The sequence below is a fragment of the Streptomyces sp. NPDC058664 genome (assembly GCF_042716635.1).
Classification (GTDB): Bacteria; Actinomycetota; Actinomycetes; order Streptomycetales; family Streptomycetaceae; genus Streptomyces.
Map to the genome: position 1 here is coordinate 60,916 of NZ_JBHXRW010000030.1, position 20,691 is coordinate 81,606.

General features: G+C 73.4%; 17 protein-coding genes. 6 read left to right on the forward strand and 11 right to left on the reverse strand.

All coding sequences use genetic code 11. The annotated features are described in order from the left end of the window. The first annotated feature begins 11 nt into the window (after positions 1-11). A complete protein-coding gene (locus tag ACFWUY_RS24040; protein WP_384112477.1) occupies positions 12-935 on the forward strand; it encodes a PDR/VanB family oxidoreductase in 924 nt (307 codons plus the stop codon). Positions 936-1,011: 76 nt separating this feature from the next. On the opposite strand, the gene ACFWUY_RS24045 is transcribed toward ACFWUY_RS24040, so the two are convergent. From ACFWUY_RS24045 to ACFWUY_RS24090, 10 genes are all read right to left on the reverse strand, one after another. Next, entirely contained in the window at positions 1,012-2,094 is a 1,083-nt protein-coding gene (locus ACFWUY_RS24045) for a Zn-dependent alcohol dehydrogenase (RefSeq protein WP_384112619.1), read from the reverse strand. 63 nt (positions 2,095-2,157) lie between these two features. After that, positions 2,158-3,558: an aldehyde dehydrogenase family protein gene (locus tag ACFWUY_RS24050; protein WP_384112481.1), complete on the reverse strand. Its 1,401-nt coding sequence runs from the start codon at positions 3,556-3,558 to the stop codon at positions 2,158-2,160. Positions 3,559-3,947: 389 nt separating this feature from the next. Then, positions 3,948-4,694, reverse strand: coding sequence for a class F sortase (locus tag ACFWUY_RS24055; RefSeq protein WP_384112484.1), 747 nt, complete (start codon positions 4,692-4,694; stop codon positions 3,948-3,950). Next, positions 4,681-5,355: a hypothetical protein gene (locus ACFWUY_RS24060; protein WP_384112487.1), complete on the reverse strand. Its 675-nt coding sequence runs from the start codon at positions 5,353-5,355 to the stop codon at positions 4,681-4,683. The genes ACFWUY_RS24055 and ACFWUY_RS24060 overlap by 14 nt, the downstream gene beginning before the upstream one ends. A gap of 184 nt (positions 5,356-5,539) precedes the next feature. Further along, positions 5,540-6,961, reverse strand: a complete 1,422-nt coding sequence (locus ACFWUY_RS24065; protein WP_384112490.1) for a CitMHS family transporter — start codon at positions 6,959-6,961, stop codon at positions 5,540-5,542. Between the two features lie 119 nt (positions 6,962-7,080). Next, a complete protein-coding gene (locus tag ACFWUY_RS24070) occupies positions 7,081-9,282 on the reverse strand; it encodes a molybdopterin-dependent oxidoreductase (RefSeq protein WP_384112493.1) in 2,202 nt (733 codons plus the stop codon). Between the two features lie 77 nt (positions 9,283-9,359). Further along, positions 9,360-10,037, reverse strand: a complete 678-nt coding sequence (locus ACFWUY_RS24075; protein WP_384112496.1) for a TetR family transcriptional regulator — start codon at positions 10,035-10,037, stop codon at positions 9,360-9,362. 90 nt (positions 10,038-10,127) lie between these two features. Continuing rightward, entirely contained in the window at positions 10,128-11,450 is a 1,323-nt protein-coding gene (locus tag ACFWUY_RS24080) for a hypothetical protein (RefSeq protein ID WP_384112499.1), read from the reverse strand. After that, complete coding sequence (locus tag ACFWUY_RS24085) at positions 11,447-12,364, reverse strand: hypothetical protein (RefSeq protein WP_384112502.1); 918 nt, start codon at positions 12,362-12,364, stop codon at positions 11,447-11,449. Before ACFWUY_RS24085 ends, ACFWUY_RS24080 begins: the two co-directional genes overlap by 4 nt. After that, complete coding sequence (locus tag ACFWUY_RS24090; protein WP_384112505.1) at positions 12,361-14,613, reverse strand: right-handed parallel beta-helix repeat-containing protein; 2,253 nt, start codon at positions 14,611-14,613, stop codon at positions 12,361-12,363. The genes ACFWUY_RS24085 and ACFWUY_RS24090 overlap by 4 nt, the downstream gene beginning before the upstream one ends. Positions 14,614-14,775: 162 nt before the next feature. Here ACFWUY_RS24090 and hmgA point away from each other — a divergent pair, with 162 nt between their 5' ends. Genes hmgA through ACFWUY_RS24105 form a run of 3 tightly spaced genes read left to right on the forward strand, consistent with a single transcriptional unit; the run spans position 14,776 to position 18,149 of the window. After that, positions 14,776-16,089, forward strand: a complete 1,314-nt coding sequence (gene hmgA / locus ACFWUY_RS24095) for a homogentisate 1,2-dioxygenase (RefSeq protein ID WP_384112508.1) — start codon at positions 14,776-14,778, stop codon at positions 16,087-16,089. 40 nt (positions 16,090-16,129) lie between these two features. Next, a complete protein-coding gene (locus ACFWUY_RS24100; protein WP_384112510.1) occupies positions 16,130-16,879 on the forward strand; it encodes a GntR family transcriptional regulator in 750 nt (249 codons plus the stop codon). A gap of 37 nt (positions 16,880-16,916) precedes the next feature. Continuing rightward, positions 16,917-18,149 (forward strand): type ISP restriction/modification enzyme, encoded by a 1,233-nt coding sequence (locus ACFWUY_RS24105; RefSeq protein ID WP_384112513.1) that lies wholly within the window; start codon positions 16,917-16,919, stop codon positions 18,147-18,149. Here ACFWUY_RS24105 and ACFWUY_RS24110 read toward each other — a convergent pair. Next, on the reverse strand, positions 18,136-18,873 hold the full coding sequence (locus tag ACFWUY_RS24110) for a TetR/AcrR family transcriptional regulator (protein WP_384112516.1): 738 nt from the start codon (positions 18,871-18,873) through the stop codon (positions 18,136-18,138). The two genes, ACFWUY_RS24105 and ACFWUY_RS24110, sit on opposite strands and share 14 nt — an antisense overlap. Before the next feature lie 62 nt (positions 18,874-18,935). On the opposite strand from ACFWUY_RS24110, the gene ACFWUY_RS24115 reads away from it, so the two are divergent. Both ACFWUY_RS24115 and ACFWUY_RS24120 read left to right on the forward strand, forming a co-directional pair. Further along, positions 18,936-19,874 (forward strand): ATP-binding cassette domain-containing protein, encoded by a 939-nt coding sequence (locus ACFWUY_RS24115; RefSeq protein WP_384112520.1) that lies wholly within the window; start codon positions 18,936-18,938, stop codon positions 19,872-19,874. Then, positions 19,871-20,647 carry an ABC transporter permease gene (locus tag ACFWUY_RS24120; RefSeq protein ID WP_384112523.1) on the forward strand — a complete coding sequence of 259 codons (777 nt, stop codon included), beginning with the start codon at positions 19,871-19,873 and terminating at the stop codon, positions 20,645-20,647. Before ACFWUY_RS24115 ends, ACFWUY_RS24120 begins: the two co-directional genes overlap by 4 nt. The last annotated feature ends 44 nt before the right edge of the window (positions 20,648-20,691 follow it).

Sequence of the window (20,691 nt, forward strand, 5' to 3'; positions counted from 1 at the left end):
GTGACTCATTCATGTCCATGTTCCGACTCGCGGTCCGGTCGGTCGTCGAGGAGGCGGAAGGCGTCCGGGGACTGCTCCTCGCCGACCCGGCGGGCGCCGACCTGGCCCCGTGGGAGCCCGGTGCGCACCTGGAGGTGACGCTGCCGTCCGGGGCGGTCCGGCACTACTCGCTCTGCGGCGATCCCGCCGACCGGAGCGTCTACCGGCTCGGGGTACTGCGGGAGCCGGCGGGCCGGGGCGGTTCGGAGGAGGTCCACACGGCCGTCGGGGAGGGCACGCTCCTCGGGGTGCGGGGCCCGTACAACCGTTTCCCGCTGGTGCCCGCCGAGCGCTATCTGTTCGTCGCGGGCGGCATCGGCATCACCCCACTGCTGCCGATGGTCCGCTCCCTGCCGCCGGGATCGTGGTCCCTGCTGTACGGCGGCCGGAGCCTGGCGTCGATGGCGTACCGCGAGGAGCTCTCCGGGCTCCCCGGCGTCACGCTCGTCCCGCGGGACACGGCGGGGCTGCCCGACCTGGACGCCGTCCTGGGGGAGCTGCCGCCGTCGACGGCCGTCTACTGCTGCGGCCCCGAGGGGCTGCTGAGGGCGGTGGAGGAGCGCTGGTCCGGGCCGCTGCACACGGAACGGTTCGGGGCGGCGGCGCCTGCCGGCGGGGCCTCCGGCCCGGACGGCTTCGAGGTCGAGCTGCGCCGCAGTGGGCGGATGCTGCGCGTGGAGCCCGGACGGACCCTGCTCGACACCGTGCGTGAGGTGGTGCCGGGTGTGGCGTACTCCTGCGAGGAGGGGTGGTGCGGCACCTGTGAGACGAAGGTGCTCGCCGGGACGCCCGAGCACCACGACTCCGTCCTCGGCGAGGAGGAGAAGGCCTCGGGGACGACGATGATGATCTGCGTGGGCCGCGCGCGCGGCGGCCGGCTCGTCCTGGACCTGTGACGGGCGGAGGCCCGTACCGGCTCGTGGGCCGGTACGGGCCTCCGCGTCCGCTCGGGGTGCGGGGTACGCGTGCCGGTCAGTCGAAGACGACCAGGGCGCGGCCGCCCTTGCCCGCGATCATGTTGTCGAAGGCGCCCGGGATGCCGTCCAGGGTGATCCGCTCGGTGACGAGCGCCCCGAGGTCGAAGCGGCCCGCCCTGATGTGCTCGGCGAGGACCGGCAGGTCCACGGCCGGGTTCGAGTTGCCGTAGACGCAGCCGGCGAGGGTCCTGCCCCAGTGGAAGATCTCCAGGGCGTTGAACGTGACCTGCTGGTCCTTGCCGCCGATGCCGACGACCGTGGTGCGACCGCCGCGCCGGGTGGACTCCCAGGCGGTACGGATGGTGACGGCGCGGCCCACGCACTCGACGGCCACGTCGACGCCCTGGCCCCCCGTCAGCTTCCGGATCTCCCTCGGCGTCGTCTCGGAGGCGACGACGTACTCGGTGGCGCCCGCCGCCCGCGCGAGCGCCTCCTTCTCCGGGGAGACGTCGACGGCGACGATCGTGGACGCGCCCGCGATCCGGGCGGCCTGGAGGGTGGCGAGGCCCACGCCGCCGACCCCGAACACCGCGACCGACTCGCCCTCGCGGACCCGGGCGGAGTGGTGGACCGCGCCCCAGCCGGTGAGGACGGCGCAGCCGAGCAGGGCCGCGTCGGTGAGCGGGATCCCGTCGGGGACGGGCAGGACGCTGTTCTCGGCGACGACCGTCTCCTCGGCGAAGGCTGCGACGGTGAGGCCAGGGTGGAGCTCCGTGCCGTCCTGGGTGCGGGCGTGGACGTTCGCCGCGCCGGCCAGGGCGTCGACGCAGAGCCACACCTCGCCGAGCGAACAGGGGTGGCAGTTCCCGCAGGACGGCGCCCAGTTGAGGACGACGCCGTCGCCCGGGGCGACCCGGGTGACGCCCTCGCCGACGGAGACGACGGTGCCGGCGCCCTCGTGGCCGAGGACGGCGGGGACCGGCAGGCGCATGGTGCCGTTGGCGAGGGACAGGTCGGAGTGGCAGACGCCGGCGGCGGCGAGCCGGACCCGGACCTGGCCGGGACCGGGCTCGGGGAGCTCGATGCCGGTGATCTCCAGGGGCGAGCCGACGGCGGGCAGGACTGCGGCGCGGATCACGCTCACGTGCGGTGCTCCTCGGGTGTCGGAACTGTCGGAACCATCGGGACTGTCGGATCCGGCTCAGAACTGGAGGGACTTGGTCTGGAGGTACTCGGAGAGACCGTGCGCGCCGAGTTCGCGGCCGACGCCGGACTGCTTGTACCCGCCGAAGGGGGCCAGCGGGTTGAACCGGCCGCCGTTGATGTCGACCTGGCCGGTCTCCATGCGGCGGGCGAAGGCCACGGCCTCCTCGGGGTCGCCCCAGACGGCACCGGCCAGGCCGTAGACGGTGCCGTTGGCGAGGGCGAGCGCGTCGGCCTCGTCCTCGTAGCGGAGGAGCGAGACGACCGGCCCGAAGATCTCCTCCTGCGCGATGGTCATCTCCGGGGTGACGTCGGCGAAGACGGTCGGGGAGACGTAGTAGCCGGTCTCGCGCGGGGCTTCGGGGCCGCCGGCGACGAGCCGGGCGCCCTCCTCGACGCCCTTCTCGATGTAACCGCGGACGCGCTGCTGCTGCTTGGCGTTGACCAGGGGGCCGACCCGCTCGCCGGGTACGTACTTGGCGACGGCCTCGGCGGCGAGCGCCACCGCCTCCTCGTACCGGTCGGCGGGGATCAGCATCCGGGTCCAGGCGCTGCACGTCTGCCCCGAGTTGGACATGACGTTGGCGATGCCGACGGCGACGGCCTTGGGGAGGTCGGCGCTCGGCAGGATGACGTTGGCGGACTTGCCGCCGAGTTCGAGGGCGACCCGCTTGACGGCCCCGCCCGCGAGGGCGCCGATGCGGCGGCCGACGGCGGTGGAGCCGGTGAAGGAGACGAGGTCCACGTCCGGGTGCTCGGCGAGGGCCTGGCCCGCGACCGGGCCGAGCCCGGTGACCAGGTTGAAGACACCGGCGGGGATTCCCGCCTCGTGCACGGCCTCGGCGAAGAGCTGCGCGGTGAGCGGGGTGTCCTCGGCGGGCTTGAGGACGGTGGTGCAGCCGGCGGCGAGGGCCGGGGCGACCTTGGCGACGATCTGGTGGAGCGGGTAGTTCCAGGGGGTGATCGCGGCGACGACACCGACCGGCTCGGAGTAGACGGTCGAGTTGCCGACCTTCTCCTCGAAGGGGTGGGTGGCGGCCAGGTCCGCGTACGAGCCGGCCACGGCGATCGGCAGTCCGGCGTGGACGGCGGCGGCGAGCTGCGGCGGCGCGCCGAGTTCGGCGGTGACGGTGGCGGCGATCTCCTCCGCGCGCGTGGCGAGCGCGTCGCGCAGGGCGGCGATGCGGGCGCCGCGCTCGGCGGGCGGGGTCGCGGCCCAGCCGGGCAGCGCGGCGCGGGCGGCGCGTACGGCGGCGTCGACGTCCTCGGCGGTGCCGGCCGGGACGTGTCCGATGACCTGCTCGTCCGCCGGGTTGATGACGGCGATCCTGTCGGGGCCGGACGCGGGGCGCCATTCCCCGCCGATGTACATCGCGTCGTGCGCGTCGTGGGCCTTCATGCGCTTCCCTCTCCTCACCCGGCCGACCGGTTCGGCGGCGTCGACCCAAACTAGCGCCGTTAGTTTTTCGGCGCCAGGGGCCCGGGACGTGCCCCCGGTCTCAGTACCGGGCCGAGCACCGGACCGAGCACCGGACCGAGCACCGGACCGAGCACCGGACCGATCGTGCCGCCCCGGCGCGGACGCTGTCCACGGCGGGACCGGGCAGTCACCGGGCCCCGGAACTGGCCCCCGACTCCTGGACAGGGCCGCGCGCACGCCGCCGCGCCCGGCGGGCACGCCGGGTGGCGGGCCCGCCGGACGCGGCGGGGAGGGGCTTGCCGGACTCGGCGGGGAGAGGGCCGACGGAGCGGCTGGGATCCGTCGGAAGCGTTGGGCAGACCTTTAGGTCAGATCTTCTGGGCGATGCCGGTGAGGTGGGCGAAGACGACGATGTTCGCCTCGTAGCCCGTTTCGCGGTCGAAGGCTCCGCCACAGGTCAGCAGCCGCAGTTCGGGCCGCCCGGTGGCGCCGTACACCTCCTTGTCGGGGAACTCCGCCTTGGCGTACGTACGGATGCGGTCGACCGTGAAGACGGCGACCCTGCCGTCCGCGCGGGCGACCCGGACGGTGTTGCCGGGGCTGAGCGAGTCGAGATTCAGGAAGACCGCGGGTCCGGTGCGGGTGTCGCGGTGACCGACGACGACCGCGGTCCCCCGCTCACCCGGCGTGGCCCCCTTCGCGTACCAGCCGACGACCTGGGGGTTGTCGACCGGCGGCGTGGCGAGTCGTCCCGCGCCGTCGAGGCCCAGCTCGATCACGGGCGCCTCGATGGTGATCGCCGGTACGGCGAGGGTGGTCGGACGCGAGCGGGCCAGCGGCGCGGGCGGGGGCGTCGGCCGGGGCTGCGGCGCGGCCTTCGGCCGGGGCGCGGTCCGCGCCTTGTGGTCCAGGGCGGCCGGCGCTCCGGCCGCGGCGGCCGGAGCGGCCCCGCCGGGAGCGGCCGGGCCGGCGGCGAGCGCCGGGCCGGCCGGTTCCTCGTCTCCGGCCCACCAGACGCCGCCGGTCACCAGGACCACGGTGACCGTCACGGTCCTGGCGAGCCGGAACAGGCGCCGACGCCTGCGCGTGAGGCGGGAGAGCCTACGCGGCGCCATTGTTGCGGCGGCGCGAGCGGCGGATCAGGACCAGTCCGGCCGTACCGGCGAGACCGGCGGCGACGGCCGCCCCGACGCCGAACGTGGAGGAGTCCTCGGCCGCGATCTCCGCGCTGCCGCCGCCACCCGCACCGACCGGGCCGTGCGGGGGCTTGTGGTGGCCGCCGTGGCCGCCGTGGCCGCCGTGGCCGTTTCCGCCGTTGCCGTTGCCCCCGTTCGGCGGGTTCGTGAAGTCGTCGCAGTCGACCCTGAAGACCTTGCTCTTCTTGGCCCCCTGCTGACCCATCCAGGTCCACTCGATCTTGTACATGCCGTCGGGGAGTTCGATGTCCGGGGTGTACCCGTTGCCCTCGCGGTCGACGGTGATCGCGCCGCTCCTGACCGTGCCACCCCTCGGAGGCTGCGGCGCGATCGTCCAGTTGAGCAGCTGGAGCCCGTCGAAGCCGAGTGCGGCCGCGTAGAACGTGCAGACCTTGGGCTCGTGGCGCTGGTCGGTCTCCGGCGTGCGCGGCGGCTCGTCGGCGCGCCCGGCGTGGTGGATCTTGACGTCGCCGTTGTCACCGGGGGCGGCGAACGCGGCGGGCGCACCCGCGAAGGCGAGACCACTGAGAGTGAGAGCGGCCGCTGCGGCGGACAGGGGCCGGACGAGGCGAACGGACATAGGGGTTCCTCCGGGAGGATGTCGTCGGACATTTCAACCGATATTCCGACTATCAGTCATCACATGAGCACGGAGGGTGGCGACATGCGTGTCGCCACCCTCCGTGTCCCCCGTCCGGCCCAGACAGGCCCCGCACCGGCTCTGCACCAACCCCGCACCGGCCCCGCGATTCGGTGACGAACCCTCAGACGATCCCGAAGAGCAGGGCCGCCGCAAGCACCACGAGGGAGGTCAGCGCGGCCCACTTCACCGTGAACCTGGTGTGGTCGCCGAACTCGACCTTCGCCATGCCGACGAGGACGTACACGGCGGGCACCAGCGGGCTCGACATGTGCAGGGCCTGGCCGACCAGCGAGGCCCGCGCGATCTCCAGGGGCGACACGCCGTGGGCGGCACCCGCCTCCGCGAGGACGGGCAGCACGCCGAAGTAGAAACCGTCGTTCGACATGAAGTACGTGAGCGGCAGGCTCAGCAGACCGGTGACCAGGCCCATGTGCGGACCCATGCCCTCGGGGATGGCGCCGACGAGCCAGTCGGCCATGTGCTTGACCATGCCCGTGCCGGTGAGGACACCGGTGAAGACGGCGGCGGCGAAGACCATGCCGGAGACGTTGAGGACGTTGTCGGCGTGGGCGGCGATACGCGTCTTCTGCTCGGCCATGTTCGGGTAGTTGACGGTGAGCGCGAGCGCGGCACCGAGCAGGAACAGCACCGGGATCGGCATCAGTTCGAGGATCATCGCGGCGAGCAGCGCGACCGTCAGTCCGGCGTTGAACCAGTACAGCTTGGGACGCAGGGTCGCACGGTTCGGGTCGAGCCCCTGGAACCCGTCGCCGCCACTGTCGCTGTCGCCCTCACCGTCGCCCGCTTTCGCTCCGGCGCCGGAGCCGGCACCGGTCGGCTTGTCCAGCGCGCCCGTGCCGGTGGTGCCGCTGCCCGCGGTGACAAGCACGGTCTCGGTCTCCGGCACCAGGACCTCGTCGAGCGTGAGGTAGCCGATGCGCTTCCGCTCGCGGCGCCCGAGGGCGTACGCGAGGACGAACACGAAGAGCAGGCCCATGCCGAGCGCCGGAATCATCGGCACGAAGACATCACCGGCGTCCAGCTTCAGCGCGGTCGCGGCGCGGGCCGTGGGGCCACCCCAGGGCAGGGTGTTCATGACGCCGTTCGCGGTGGCGGCGACACCCGTCATGACCACCAGGCTCATACCGAGCCGCTTGTACAGCGGATACATCGCGGAGACGGTGATCATGAACGTGGTCGAGCCGTCGCCGTCCAGCGACACGATCGCGGCGAGCACCGCCGTACCCACGACGATCCGTACGGGGTCGGCCTTGCAGAAGCGCAGGATGCCCCGGACGATCGGGTCGAAGAGGCCGACGTCGATCATGACGCCGAAGTAGACGATGGCGAACATCAGCATCGCGGCGGTCGGCGCGAGCTTGCCGACGCCTTCGATGACGTAGTCGCCGAGCTGGGCCCCCTGCCCGACCGCGACACAGAAGAGCGCGGGGATCAGCACGAGCGCCGCGATCGGCGACATCTTCTTCATCATGATCAGGACCAGGAAGGTCGCGATCATGGCGAAGCCGAGGACGGTCAGCATGGAGGGCACCTCACGTTCACCGTTGAACTGCCGCCGAGCGGCGGTCCGGATGACGTTAGGTGTCCCCTTCTGCCGTTAACAAGACGTTGACGCGTGAGCAATACGAGCAAAACCCCAGGTCAGAGCAGGGGTGATACGTCGACGGGGAAACCGTTCAGCACGGCGGTGCCCGACAGCGGGTCGAGCCGGGAGCCGTCGAGCAGCTGGTTGACGTTGACGCCGGGGCGCGCGGACGCCACGGTCAGCCGGGTGCCCGGCCGGTCGTGACCCCAGCCGTGCGGGAGGCTCACCACCCCCGGGCGCACCTCGTCGGTCACCTCGACCGGCACCTCCAGCTCGCCGCCCTCGCCCTTGACCCTGGCGCGACCGCCGTCGGTCAGCCGCAGCCTGGCCGCGTCCTCGGGATGCACCTGGAGGGTGCAGCGGTTCGAACCGCCGCCGAGAGCGGGGGTGTTGTGCAGCCAGCTGTTGTTCGAGCGCAGGTGGCGGCGCCCGACGAGCTGGAGGGTGGCCGGGTCGGGTACGGCGTCGAGCGCGGCGCGCAGCCGGGGCAGATCGGCGGCGAGGGGCGCGGGGAACAGCTCGATCCGTCCGCTTCGGGTCTTCAGGACCTGACCGAGGCGCGGCTTCAGGGGGCCCAGGTCGATGCCGTGCGGGTGGGCCCGCAGCTGGTCGAGGGTGAGCCCGTACGGGCCGAGGCGCAGCATCAGGTCGAGCCTGCGCTCGACCCCGGTCTCCCCGGTGAGCCGGGCGGCGAACTCCTCGGGGTCGGCGCCGTACGCGGGTGAGTGCTCCTGTGTCACGGCCTTGGCGAGGGTGGTGTCGATGGCGAGCCGGTCGACGGCGGAGGGCGGAGCGCCGTGCATCCCGGAGACGGCGAGGATCAGCCGGGCGTGGATCTCGCACTCGTCCATGCGGTCCGCTTCGAGGGGGACGGCCGCCGGGGTGTAGCGGACCTGGTCGCGGACGGCGAAGCCGTTGAAGGCGAAGTCGAAGTGGGCGCTGCGGGACGGGGGCGGCGGTGGCAGCAGGACGTCGGCGTGGCGGGTGGTCTCGTTGAGGTACGGGTCGACGGCGACCATCAGGTCGAGGGAGCCGAGGGCCGCGTCGAGGCGGTCCCCGTCGGGTGCGGAGAGGACGGGGTTGGCGGCGACGGTGATCACCGCGCGGATGCGCCCCTCCCCCGGCGTCTCGATCTCCTCGGCGAGCGCGACCAGCGGCAACTCGCCCTTGGCCTCGGGGTGGTGCGAGACCCTGCTGTGCCGGCGCCCGAGGGCGAAGCCCCTGCCCGGTCCGGCGGGGCGCGGGGCGGGCGCGGTGGCGGAGAGCGGGAAGAGGGCGCCGCCGGGCCGGTCGAGGTTGCCGGTGAGGATGTTGAGGACGTCGACCAGCCAGTTGCCGAGGGTGCCGTACGCCACGGTGGAGCTGCCCATCCGCCCGTACACGGCGGCGGTGGGCGCGGCGGCGAGCTCCCTGGCGAGGACACGGATGGTGTCGGCGTCCACGTCACAGGCGGCGGCGACCGCCTCGGGGCTGAACTCCCGTACCGCCGCCCGTACCTCCTCGACCCCCTCCACATGGGCGGCGAGCGGACCGAGGTCGGTGAGTCCCTCCTCGAAGAGGGTGTGGGCGACGGCGGCGAGGAGGAGCGCGTCGGCGCCGGGGCGGATCGCGACGTGCCGGTCGGCGAGCCGTGCGGTGCGGGTCCGCCGGGGGTCGACGACGGTGAGGGTGCCGCCGCGCCGGCGCAGTGCCTTGAGTCTGCCGGGGAAGTCGGGGGCGGTGCACAGGCTTCCGTTGGAGTCGAACGGGTTGGCTCCGAGGATCAGCAGGTGATCGGTGCGGTCCAGGTCCGGCACGGGGACGGCGAAGGGGTCTCCGAACAGCAGGCCGCTGGAGACGTGCTTGGGCATCTGGTCGAGCGTGGACGCCGTGAAGAGGTTCCTGGTGCGCAACGCGCCGATCAGTAGGGGTGGGTAGAGGGCGCCGGCGATCGTGTGCACATTGGGGTTGCCCAGGACGATACCCACCGCGTCCGGCCCGTACTCCTCGATGATCGGTCGAATTCCGGCGGCGATCGTCGCGAACGCCTCCTCCCAGGTGGCCTCCTGGAGTTCTCCGTCCTTGCGGATCAGGGGGACGCGCAGCCGGTCGGGGTCGGCGTCGACCTCGGGGAACGCGGCGCCCTTGGGGCAGATGAACCCCTGGCTGAAGACGTCGTCGCGGTCGCCGCGCGCCTTGGTGACGCGGCTGCCCTCGATCGTCAGGGTCAGTCCGCAGGTCGCTTCGCAGAGGGGACAGATGCGCGGGACGGTGGACATGGCGGCTCCCTGGGGCGCGGCGTCGGGGGGCCGAGCATACCGACCGGTAGGCACGTGCGGGAGGGGGTCGCGGAAGGTTACGAGAGCGAGGGCGCCAGATAGGCGTGGAGCAGGTGACGGGTCTCGCCGATCAGCGCCGGGTCGCCGGCCGGGTCCGTGCGGAAGGCGAGCCGGACGAGGGCGTCTGCGGTCTCGACGCCGACCAGGACCTTCCGCCGCAGGTCGTCGTCGGCGGGCCGGTTCAGATGGGCGGCGAGGAGGGCGCAGAGCCGTTCGGCGACCAGCCGGTTGGGGTCCTCGACGACACCTCCGGCCGCGTCCGGGCCGCCGCCGTCACCGTCACCCGCGCCCTCACCGGGCGCGGCGGGCACCCCGAAGTCGACGAGCGCGAAGCCGGGGACGGTCCGCTTCATCGCGATGAACTCGTCGAGGACGCCGTCGATGGCCCCGTACGCGTCGAGGAGCGGCGCTTCGGCGAGCCGGTCGGAGACCCGCCGGGCGTACTCGTCGAGGTTGCGGTGCGCGAGAGCGGCGACCATCGCCCGCTTGTTGCCGAAGAAGCGGTAGACGGAGCCGATGGGGACTCCGGCGCGGCCGGCGACGGCGCGGGTGCTCAGCTGCTCGTAGCCGGTCTCGTCGAGGAGCGCGGCGCAGGCGTCGAGGATCCGGGCGAGCCGCTCGGCGCTGCGCTGCTGCACCGGTGCGCGGCGGAGGGCCGGAGGGGTCTGGGGGCGGGTCTGGGGCACGGGGACCATGATGCCGCTCCGGTCGTAGGTCGGGCGACGAGCGGGGCGAGGACCTGGGCGGGAGGGTCCAGGGAGGCGAGGGCCGGGCGCCCGGCGGGTTCAGGCGATCAGCAGGCCGATGCCGCCGAGCGTGTACGCGATCATCAGGGCGAACAGCGGGAGTTGGCCGGCGACGGCGCGATGGGGCGGGAAGAGGCGCACGGACCGGTCGTGGGCGGCGATGACACCGAGGACGTGGCCGGTGACGATCGCGGCGACCTGAAGCGTCGCGAGGCCCCCCGGACCCAGGAACGGGGCGGGTGGGAGGGCGTTGTCAGTGCCCGCCGCCATGATGACTGTACGTGGCGCCTCGGTGACGAAGAGCGAGAAGTAGTGGGCCACCAGATAGCCGAGGGCGATGGGCAGGAGCGAGTGGGCGAAGGAGGTGAGCGGGGTGGTGAGGGCCGGGTTCATCAGGCGCAGGGCGCCCGCGCAGAGTCCGTAGCAGGCGGCGGCGAGGGCGACGGCGGCGAGGAGGCCGAGGGTGGCGGTGGGAGTGGGTCCGAGAGAGGAGGTCTGGAGGGTGGTGATCCAGCGGGGGTTGTCGGAGAGGCCGTCGTAGGCGGTGGAGCCGAGGAGGACGCAGACGGCGGCGACGAGGCCGGGGGTCTGCGGGGTGGCGTCGAGGCCGTGGAAGGGGGAGCGCAGGACCAGTCGGCCGTCGGCGCGGCGGCCGAGCGGGGAGAGCCGGGCGAGAAGGGAGGAGTACACCTCGAAGGGGTCGGCGTGGGCGAACCACCGGTCGCCGTGGCGGGCGGCGCCGAGGAGCTGGACGGCGGTGTGCACGGTCAGGGCGGTCAGAAGCGTGGCGGAGGAGGTGTTGTCGGGGGCGACGAGTTCGAGCCAGGTGAAGAGGAGGAGGCCGGCGGCGGCCGGGCGGATGCCCAGTGCGGCGGGCAGGGGGCGGGGGTTCCGGGGCGGGCACAGGGCGAGAAGGGCGCGCAGGGGGTTGAGGAGGCGCCAGACGGGGCCGAGGAGAAGGGAGGCGGGGACGAGTCCGACCCAGAGCAGGACGTAGAGGGCGCCGGGTGCGGGGTTGCGGTCCGGGTCGTCCGGGCCGAGGAGGAGGTGGAGAAGGAGGACGAGAGCGGCGGCGGCACCGAGGAGGCGGAGTGCGGTGCGGGTGACGGGGGCGTCGGCGGCCCGTTGGAGGGCGGCGGGGAGCGGGCGTCCTGCCTGGTCGCCGCGGAAGCGGGAGGAGGACCAGAGCAGCCCGAGGGCGAGGAACGAGACGAGGAGCGCGGCGAAGGCGCCCGCGTAGGCGTAGAAGGGCGAGAGGGGGAGGTCGTGCCGGGAGCCCACGCCGTGGGCGAGCGGAAGGCCGAGCGCGGGGGCGGGGGCGTGGGCGGCATGGACGGCGGCGTGGGCGAGGACGCCGGTCATCGGACGACGAGTTGGGTCAGCACGAGTCCGGACTCGTGGGTCTCCACCTCGAAGAGACCGGTGCGGTCGGTGATGAGGGTGAGGGTGGCGGGCGTCCCGGGAGAGAGGGGCAGTTCGCGGTCGTAGCCGTGCACGTGGAGGGTGTCGGCGCGGTCGCTGGTGACACGGAGGGTGAGGCGTTCGCCCTTCTTCAGTTCGATGCGGGAAGGGGGCGGTGAGACGGTCGTTCCGGTGACGGTGAGGGTGACGGTCCGGCCGGGGTCGGACGGACGGGACCCGGTCGGCCGGGGACTCGCGGGCGCGGACGTGACGGACGTCGGCGGGGCGGAGGCCGACGGGGTGGCGGGCGGTGTGGCAGGGGTCGGTGTGGCGGAAGTGGTGTCCAGGCGGAGGGTGGTCTGGACGGGGGTGCCGGAGGCGGCCCAGACCGTGTGGTCGTCCGCGTGGAGCCGGACGGTCAGGGTGCGGGCTCCCGCCGGTACGTATCCCCACGGCCCGTACAGGCGGGCCGTCTCCCGGCCGTCGACCAGCAGGCGGGCATGGCCACGGCCCGGGAGGGCCGCGCCGCCGGTGCTCTCGGGGGTGAAACGGAACCTCTCCACCGTGAGGTGGACGTTCCAGCCGCCCTCGCTGTCGGGGTGGGCCTCGGCCCGGACGGTGGGCGCGTCCGCCGTCGGCAGCTCCCGGAGCCGGTGTCCGCCCTCGTCGCGGGCCGGCAGCAGTGTGCCGCTGCTCCCGGTGGCCTCCTGGTGACTGGTGCCGGGCTTGTGGTGGGTGGTGGCCCGGCCGCCGCAGCCCGTGAGGGCCGATACGGCGACCAGGGCCAGCGCCAGCGGTACCGCGGCGCCGAGGGGCCCCCGGGGGACCCTCGGTATCCGGGAGGGGGAGGGCGTGGTCTCGCGCCGCCGCGTCATGCCGTTCCCTCCCCGAGCGGCCGCTCCTGGCCGCGCCCGGAACCGGATCCGGGCGCGGTGCCGGAACCGGTCCCGGCGTCCGCCCCGGCTTCCGTTCCCGCGTTCGAGCCGGAGGCCTGCTGCTGTCCGGAGGTCGGCCGCTGCCCGGAGTCCGGCTGTTGTCCGGAGGTCGACTGCTGCCCGGAGGCCGGGGCCTGCCCGGAGGTGGGGGTCCCTTCGGAGGTCGTGTTCTGTTCCGCGGTTCCGGGTGCTCGGCCTCCTGCCGCCACCACCGCCCAGAGCACCCAGACGACGCCGAGCAGGAGGCGGAGCCAGGCGGGGCTCAGGGGAATGCCCGGGACCATCAGGATCGCCTTGTCGAAGGCGTCGAGCAGGGTGAGGGCGCCGAGGGTCACGGTGGTCCAGGCGAGGACGGGGCGGCCGGGGCGCAGGGCGAGGCCGAGGAGGGTCCACCACACCCCGGTGAGGAGGAGCGCGAGGGCCGGGACGGCGGTCGGGGTGAGGGCGAGGGTCGAGCCGGCCACGTCGAGGGCCAGGCCGGCGAGGCCGATGAGGGTGGCCGCGCCGGCGAGTCGGCTGTCGCGCAGTCGGCGCAGCCAGAGGGCGAGGCCGGCCAGGGCGAGCACGAGGGCGCTGCCGAGGGCGAGTTGGGTCTCGACGCGCTGGAGGCCGCGGGCGCCGTACCAGTCGCAGCCGGCGGGGAGGCGGCGCGCCTGGACGCTGTAGTCGGCGCAGACGAGGAGCTGGGCGAGTTTGACGGGTTCGCCGACGAGCCGGTCGGTGTTCCCGGCGACATCGCCGCGGCGGGTCCCGCAGCCGGGCAGGGCGCCGGGTGAGGCGGCGCCGGTGTCGGTCTGCCAGCAGTTGCCGCTGCCCTGGCCGTCCCACCAGACGTCGCTGCGGTTGGGGCGGGAGGTTCCGGCCCGGTCGACGCCGAGGTGGTTGCCGGCGTAGCGGTTGTGGTGGGAGGTGTCGGTCTGCTTGGCCCAGGCGGACTCGCCGCGGATGAAGGCGGGGACGGCGTTCAGGTAGAAGGCGGCGCGCTGGTGACCGTAGACCCAGTTGCCCTCGTAGAGGTTCCAGTTGCCGCCGGCGGTGATGATGCCGGTGCCGGGCGGCATGGAGATCTGGGGGCAGACGACGCCGTGTTCGTAGCCGCGTTCCACGGGCGGCTTGGCGCAGGTGCCGTCGGCGACGTACGGGTAGTAGTTCTGGTTGTTGTCGTGGATCAGGTTCCGTTCGAACTTCGCGTGGTTCTGCGGGAGTCCGGGGTGGCCGGGGAAGGCGGAGTCCATGGAGGCGCCGCCCATGTTGTGGTCGAACTCGTTGTCGTGGACCCAGACGGAGTCTCCTGCGGTGCCGGAGTAGCCGACCATGTTGTGGTGGCTGCGGCAGCCGGTGATCTCGATGGAGTAGCGGGGGACGTCGTAGCCGCGGCCGTCGTTGATGTTCGAGGCCGAGCCGGGGTAGATGCCGGAGTCGCCGTTGCCGTAGGACTCGCAGTTCTTGTAGAGGCCGTGGTCGGAGGCGAAGGTGAGGAAGCCGTACTCGTCGTTCCAGCGGGTGAGGACGTCGTCGATGACGAAGCCGTCGGCGGCCAGGACGTACAGGGAGTTGAAGGTGGTGCGCTGGGCGGTGAAGTTACGGAAGTAGACGCCGTCGGAGCCGTCGGCGCGCAGCGCGTTGAGCTTCTGGTACTTGGCGTCGATCACGACGTCGAGGCGGGAGGCTCCGGTGCCTTCGATCTGGAGGTTCTTCTTGCCGAGGATGGCGACGAGGTTCTGGTTGTGGGGGCACTGCCGCTGCTGTTCGTAGCTGAGGATCTGGTAGCCGAGCGCGGACTTCGGTGCCTCGAGAGTGGCGCAGGCTCCGGTGGGCGGGGGCAGCGAGGGCTCCTCCTCGTAGAGGCCGGGGAGGATCGCGATGGTGAGGCCGGGGCGGTCGACGGCGTCGACGGCCTGCTGGAGGTGGCGGTGGCCGTCCCGGACGCAGCGCTCGTGGAGGGCGAGGTTGCGGGCCTTGAGGGCGGCGGGGAAGCCGGAGATCCGGCGTTCGAACTCGGTCCTGTCGGTCTTGCAGACGAGGAGGTCGGGTTCTCCGGTGCGAAGCTTCGGCACGCTGCCGGAGCCGTCGGGGAAGGTGACGGGCCGCTCTTCGTGGGCCTGGGCCCCGGGAGCGGCGAGCAGGGCCGCGGCGAGTGCCGCGAGCACGACCGAGAGCGCGAGGACGAACCTTCGGGTCCAGGACATGCGCGTGAGAGTAGAGCAATGTTCACCTTTTTTGACCCCCTCGTGCCGAGATCGTCGGCAACAGGGCGCTGGACCTTCCCCCGCCGCCCCGTTGACGGGAGCCGCGTGGAATCCTATGGTCATCCATAGGATTCCCTTGTGGGCTCAGGACAGGAGCGGGCGATGACCACGGAGCAGGCCAGGAAGACGGCCGAGGCGCTCGGCTACAGCACCGGTTTCGGCAACGAGCACAGCTCGGAGGCGGTCCCCGGCGCACTGCCGCACGGCCGGAACTCCCCGCAGCGGGCCCCCCTCGGTCTCTACGCCGAGCAGCTCAGCGGCAGCGCCTTCACCGAGCCCCGGGCCCACAACCGCCGTTCCTGGCTCTACCGGATCCGCCCCTCGGCCGCACACCCGCCGTTCACCCGGATCGAGAACGGCGCGCTGCGCGGCGCCCCCTTCACCGAGACCGTGCCCGACCCCAACCGGCTCCGCTGGAACCCGCTGCCCGAGCCCGCGCCCGGCACCGACTGGCTGGCCGGTCTGTGGACCCTCGGCGGCAACGGCGACGCGGCGCAGCGCTCCGGCATGGCCGTGCACCTGTACCACGCGAACGCTTCCATGGAGCGGGTCTTCGGCGACGCCGACGGCGAGCTCCTGATCGTCCCGGAGCGCGGCGGACTCCTGCTCCACACCGAGCTCGGACTGCTCGCCGCCCACCCCGGCGAGGTCGCCCTGGTCCCGCGCGGGGTCCGCTTCCGCGTCGAACTCCTCGAAGAGACCGCCCGCGGCTACGTCTGCGAGAACTACGGGGCTCCGTTCCAGCTCCCCGACCTCGGCCCGATCGGCGCCAACGGGCTGGCCAACGCCCGCGACTTCCGGGCCCCCGTCGCCGCCTACGAGGACGTCGAGGGTCCGGTCGAGGTGGTCAACAAGTACTGCGGCAACCTCTGGTCGGCGACGTACGGCCACTCCCCGCTGGACGTCGTCGCCTGGCACGGCAACCACACCCCGTACGTCTACGACCTGCGCCGTTTCAACGTCATCGGGACGATCTCGTACGACCACCCCGACCCGTCGATCTTCACGGTCCTCACCTCGCCCTCCGACACCCCGGGGCTCGCGAGCGTGGACTTCGTGGTGTTCGCCCCGCGCTGGCTGGTCGGCGAGGACACCTTCCGTCCGCCGTACTTCCACCGGAACGTGATGAGCGAGTACATGGGCCTGATCGAGGGCGCGTACGACGCCAAGGCGGAGGGCTTCGTACCGGGCGGCGGCTCGCTGCACAACATGATGTCCGCGCACGGCCCCGACCGGGAGACCTTCGACAGGGCCAGCGCCGCCGAGCTGAAGCCGCAGCGGATCGACGACGGCCTTGCCTTCATGTTCGAGACCCGCTGGCCGGTGACGGCGACCCCGCAGGCCGCGGCCGCCGACCACCTGCAGAAGGGGTACGACGACGTATGGCAGGGTCTTGAGCGCCACTTCCGGCCGTAGTGTCTCGGCCGTAAGCCCGTAGCCTTCGTACGGAGAACCCGTGACCGCCTTCGCTCCCGACTCGCTGGTCCTGAACCGCAAGCTGCCGCTCTGGTATCAGGTCTCGCAGTCGCTTCGTGCCTCGATACTGGGCCGCACGCCCGACGCCTCGCTGCGGCTGCCCACCGAGGAGCAGCTCGCGGCCCACTACGGCGTGAGCGTGCTCACCATGCGCCAGGCCCTCAAAGAGCTGGAGGAGGAGGGCCTGATCAGCCGGCACCGGCGGCGCGGCACCTTCATCGAGCCGGGCGCCCGGCGCTCCACGCCGCGCCGGCTGCTCGGCTCGATCGACGCGATCGTGGCCCAGCAGTCGGGCGAGCGGACGACGGTCCTCGGGCACGGCACCGAGCCGGTGCCGGGTGAGCTCGCGGAGTACTTCCCGGACGTGACGGAGATCGTGGCGTACCGGCGGCTGCGCCGCGACGGCGAGAGCGGCGAGCCGACGAACTGGGCGGAGAACGCGGTGCTCCCCGAGCTCGCCGCCACGATCGACCCGGCCGATCTGGAGCGCTGGCCGATGACGAAGGTTCTGCGGGACGTCGTCGGGGTGCGGATCAGCCGCATCACGGACACGGTCGAGGCCCGCCTCGCCGACCCGGAGACGGCGTCGCTGCTCCAGGTCCCGCTGCTCTCGCCGATCCTCCACTACACCGGCGTGAGTTACGACGGGGACGGCAGGGTCGTCGACGTGGCGCGCATCCGCTACCGCGGCGACCGCTTCTCCTTCACGGTGACGGTCGAAGCCCAGTGATCCCGGGGGCGGCCGGAGCCCCACGGCGGTCGTTAGCATGCGGGGCGTGACGGAAGCCCCCGGAGCGCACGACGCCGAGCCGCCCCACCTCGACGGCCCGCCCCTCCTCGACGACCTCATGCCGTGGTCCGTCGCGCCGCTGCGGTTCGGCCGCTCGTGGATCGTGGCGCCGGACGCGCGGACGCTGCGGTCCCGCTGGGACCGGCTGGCGGCGGCGGAAGGCGCCGAACGGGAGGCGCTGTTCCGGCCCAGCCGGGCGCGGACCCCGGCGAGCGCGGTGGCCGCGCTGCCGGGGCAGCGGACCGGGACCGTCCGCTGGGCCCGCGAGCCGGGGCCGTGCCCCGAGCCGGTGCGGGTCGCACGCGGGCCGTTCGACGAGCAGTGGCTGCTGCCCGACCACCGGCTGATCGACACCGCCAGGCCCGAGCTGTGGCGGGTCGCCGGGGAGCCACAGCTCTTCGCTGTCGAGCAGGGGTACGTGCCGGGGGCGGCGGGACCCGCCCTCCTGGTGACGGCCGCACTGCCCGAGGGCCGCTCCCCCGCGGGCCGGCCGGGCCGCATCCGCCCGCTGTTCCGGCGCCCCGGGGGCCGGGAGCCCAATGTCGCGCCCGGTCTCCTCGCCTTCCTCGGGGAGCGGTACGGGCGTGAGGTCGACGCCCTGGAGTGGCTGGCGTGGACGGTGGCGGCGGCCCGGCCCTCCCCCGCCGGGTGCCGTGTCCCGCTCCCCGCGGACCCGGAGGTGTGGGCGGCGGGCGTGGAGCTCGGCCGGGAGCTCGTCGACGTACAGGCGCGGGGTGCCCTGAGCGGGGCGAAGCCGCGGCTGCCGGGCGGGCGCCGCCCCTACGTGCGGGCGGCGGTCCCGGCGCGGCCCGAGGCGATGACGTACGAGGCCGGGGACGAGGCCCTGTGTCTGGACGGGGGCCGGATCTCGCCCGTACCGGAGGAGGCCTGGGAGTTCCGCGTCGGCGGGGCGCGGGTCCTGGAGCAGTGGTTCGCGCGGCGGACCGCCCCGGCCGAGCCGGGTTCCCTGGAGGCGATCGGTCCTGCGGCCTGGCCGCAGGAGTGGACGTCGGAGCTGCTCGACCTGATCACGGCCCTCGCGCTGCTCGGCGCCCGGGAGCCGGAACGGGCCGCCCTCACGGCGGGAGCGGCCGGCCGGGAGGAGCTGAGGGCGGCGGGGGTGCTGCCCCCGCCGGCCGGGGCCCGCCGCCCCGCGTCCGTGCTCGACCATCAGGAGGAGGGCCCGGAGGGGCAGTTCATGCTGCTGTGACGGGGCCCTCCGGCGGCGCGAACGAGTCGAGGAGGCGCCTGATGGTCATGGCGAAGATCTCGTCCGGGTCGACGGGGGCGGCGGGGGCCTCAGCGAGCAGTGCGGCGAGGTGCGGGTACTTCCCGCTCGCGACCTGCCCCATGAGGTAGGCGCCGCGCACCGCCTGCTCCTCCTCCTCGGACCACGGAAGTCCGCGGGCCCGTTCGGCGATGGCCTGTTCGTTGGCGACGGTCGCCATCACCGTGCCGTTGACCATGGCGATCAGCTGCATCTTCAGTCCGGCGGGGGCGTCCAGGGGTTCGAGGCAGCTCAGGCACCACTCCAGGAAGCGCAGGGCGTTGGGGCTGAACCCGTAGGCGGTGGTCATCACCCGGGCGAGCCAGGGGTGCCGGTACATGATCGCGCGGCTCTGGTGGGCGATCGCGGTCATGTCGGCGCGCCAGTCGCCGCTGGGTTCCCCGGGGTACGTGTACTCGCCGCTGACCGCGTCGACCATCAGCTCGTAGAGGTCCTCCTTGCGGGGGACGTAGTTGTAGAGCGACATGGTGCCGCAGCCGAGTTCGGCGGCGACGCGGCGCATGGAGACCGCGTCGATGCCGTCCGTGTCGGCGATGCGCACGGCGGCGGCCACGATGTCACCCCGGCTGTACGCCGGTTTCGGGCCTCGGCCCGCGCGCTCGGGGCGCGCCCAGATCACTTCCGGTTCGGCCGCTCGGCCCGCCATGGATCATCACCTCGACCCCATCGTAGTGACGTACACCGTACGTAGTGCGGTATGGTCGCGCCATGACGACTACGTACGCTGTACTTAGTGAAGGTCTGCAGAAGCGTTACGGCGAGGTCCCCGCCCTGCGCGGCCTCGACCTCGCCGTCCCCGAGGGCTCCGTCTGCGGCGTCCTCGGCCCCAACGGCGCCGGCAAGACCACCGCCGTCCGTGTCCTGACGACCCTGGTGAAGCCCGATGCGGGAAGCGCGCTCGTGGCCGGCCACGACGTGGTGCGCGACCCGGCGGGGGTGCGGAAGCGGATCGCGGTCACGGGGCAGTACGCCTCCGTCGACGGCGACCTGACCGGCGCCGAGAACCTGCGGCTCTTCGCCCGTCTGCTGCGCGCCCCGCGCGCCCGCGCCGACGAACTCCTGGAGCGGTTCGGCCTCGCCGCCGCGGCCGGGCGGCCCGCCCGCACGTACTCCGGCGGCATGCGGCGCCGGCTCGACCTGGCGGCGAGCCTGCTCGTACCGCCGCGCGTCCTCTTCCTCGACGAACCCACGACCGGACTCGACCCGCACAGCCGCAACGGGATCTGGGACGCCGTACGGGAATTGGCCGCCGGGGGCACCACCGTGCTGCTGACCACGCAGTACCTGGAGGAGGCCGACCAGCTCGCCGACGACATCGTCCTGATCGACGAGGGACGGGTCGCGCAGCGCGGCACCCCGGCCGAACTCAAGGCCCTGGTCGGCAGCTACGCCGAGGTCGTCGTGGGCGCCCCCTCGTCCCTCGACGCGGCCGCGGCCGTCCTCGACCGGCTGACCGGCTCGGCCCCCGTCCTGGACGCCGAGCGCCGCACGGCCGGCGCGGTGGCCACGGACACCACGCTCACCCTCCCCCGGATCGTCCGCGAGCTCGACGCCGCCGGGGTACACGTCATCGACGTCTCCCTGCGTCCGCCCACCCTCGACGAGGTGTTCCTGCGCCTCACCGTCCGGAAGGAGCTCGTCGCGTGAGCGCCCTCGTCCACGACGGGACCGCCGTCCTCGGCCGCCACCTCCAGCGCGTCCGGCACGCGCCCGCGATCACCGTCATGACGCAGACGATGCCGATCGTGTTCCTGTTGTTCTTCGGGTACGTGTTCGGCAGCGCGCTCGCCGTGCCCGGCGCCGAGTACCGCTCCCAGCTGGTGCCCGGCCTGCTGGTCGCGACGGCCGCCGGCGGCCTCATGACCGGCATGTTCCAGGCCGCCCAGGACTCCCACCGGGGCGTCATGGACCGCTTCAGGACCATGCCCGTGAGCCGGGCCGCCGTCCCTCTCGGACAGGCGCTCGCCGACCTGGTGGCCAGTGCCGTCGGCACGGTCCCGCTGGTCCTGGTCGGGCTCGCCATGGGCTGGCGGATCGAGGGGACGGCGCCGGAGGCCCTGGGCGCCCTCGGCCTGCTGCTCCTGTTCCGCTTCGCCACGACCTGGGTGGGCATCCTGCTCGGCCTGGCCTCGAAGAGCGAGGAGGCGGCGGGGCAGCTCGGCAGCGCCACGTTCATGCTGCCGCTGCTGTCCAACGCGTACATCCCGACCGACGGCATGCCGGACTGGCTGCGCACGGTCGCCGAGTGGAACCCGGTCTCGGCGGTCACCACGGCGGTACGGGTCCTCTTCGGCAACGCGCCCGTACCGGCGGACGCGGCCTGGCCCGTGGCCCACCCGGTCGCCGGGGCGCTGCTCTGGTCGCTGGGCCTGATCGCCCTCTTCGCCCCCCTCGCGGTACGCCGCTACGCCCGGGGCTGACCCGGGCCTGTGAGGCACGTCCCGGTGACAGGGACCGGCCCCGC

Bases quoted from the DNA above. Each gene is read 5' to 3' on its own strand.
- ACFWUY_RS24075 (WP_384112496.1), bottom strand. From the start codon at position 10,037: ATGGTCCCCGTGCCCCAGACCCGCCCCCAGACCCCTCCGGCCCTCCGC.
- ACFWUY_RS24055 (WP_384112484.1), bottom strand. From the start codon at position 4,694: ATGGCGCCGCGTAGGCTCTCCCGCCTCACGCGCAGGCGTCGGCGCCTG.
- ACFWUY_RS24090 (WP_384112505.1), bottom strand. From the start codon at position 14,613: ATGTCCTGGACCCGAAGGTTCGTCCTCGCGCTCTCGGTCGTGCTCGCG.
- ACFWUY_RS24085 (WP_384112502.1), bottom strand. From the start codon at position 12,364: ATGACGCGGCGGCGCGAGACCACGCCCTCCCCCTCCCGGATACCGAGG.
- ACFWUY_RS24040 (WP_384112477.1), top strand. From the start codon at position 12: ATGTCCATGTTCCGACTCGCGGTCCGGTCGGTCGTCGAGGAGGCGGAA.
- ACFWUY_RS24050 (WP_384112481.1), bottom strand. From the start codon at position 3,558: ATGAAGGCCCACGACGCGCACGACGCGATGTACATCGGCGGGGAATGG.
- ACFWUY_RS24060 (WP_384112487.1), bottom strand. From the start codon at position 5,355: ATGTCCGTTCGCCTCGTCCGGCCCCTGTCCGCCGCAGCGGCCGCTCTC.
- hmgA (WP_384112508.1), top strand. From the start codon at position 14,776: ATGACCACGGAGCAGGCCAGGAAGACGGCCGAGGCGCTCGGCTACAGC.
- ACFWUY_RS24110 (WP_384112516.1), bottom strand. From the start codon at position 18,873: ATGGCGGGCCGAGCGGCCGAACCGGAAGTGATCTGGGCGCGCCCCGAG.
- ACFWUY_RS24105 (WP_384112513.1), top strand. From the start codon at position 16,917: ATGCGGGGCGTGACGGAAGCCCCCGGAGCGCACGACGCCGAGCCGCCC.
- ACFWUY_RS24115 (WP_384112520.1), top strand. From the start codon at position 18,936: ATGACGACTACGTACGCTGTACTTAGTGAAGGTCTGCAGAAGCGTTAC.
- ACFWUY_RS24080 (WP_384112499.1), bottom strand. From the start codon at position 11,450: ATGACCGGCGTCCTCGCCCACGCCGCCGTCCATGCCGCCCACGCCCCC.
- ACFWUY_RS24065 (WP_384112490.1), bottom strand. From the start codon at position 6,961: ATGCTGACCGTCCTCGGCTTCGCCATGATCGCGACCTTCCTGGTCCTG.
- ACFWUY_RS24070 (WP_384112493.1), bottom strand. From the start codon at position 9,282: ATGTCCACCGTCCCGCGCATCTGTCCCCTCTGCGAAGCGACCTGCGGA.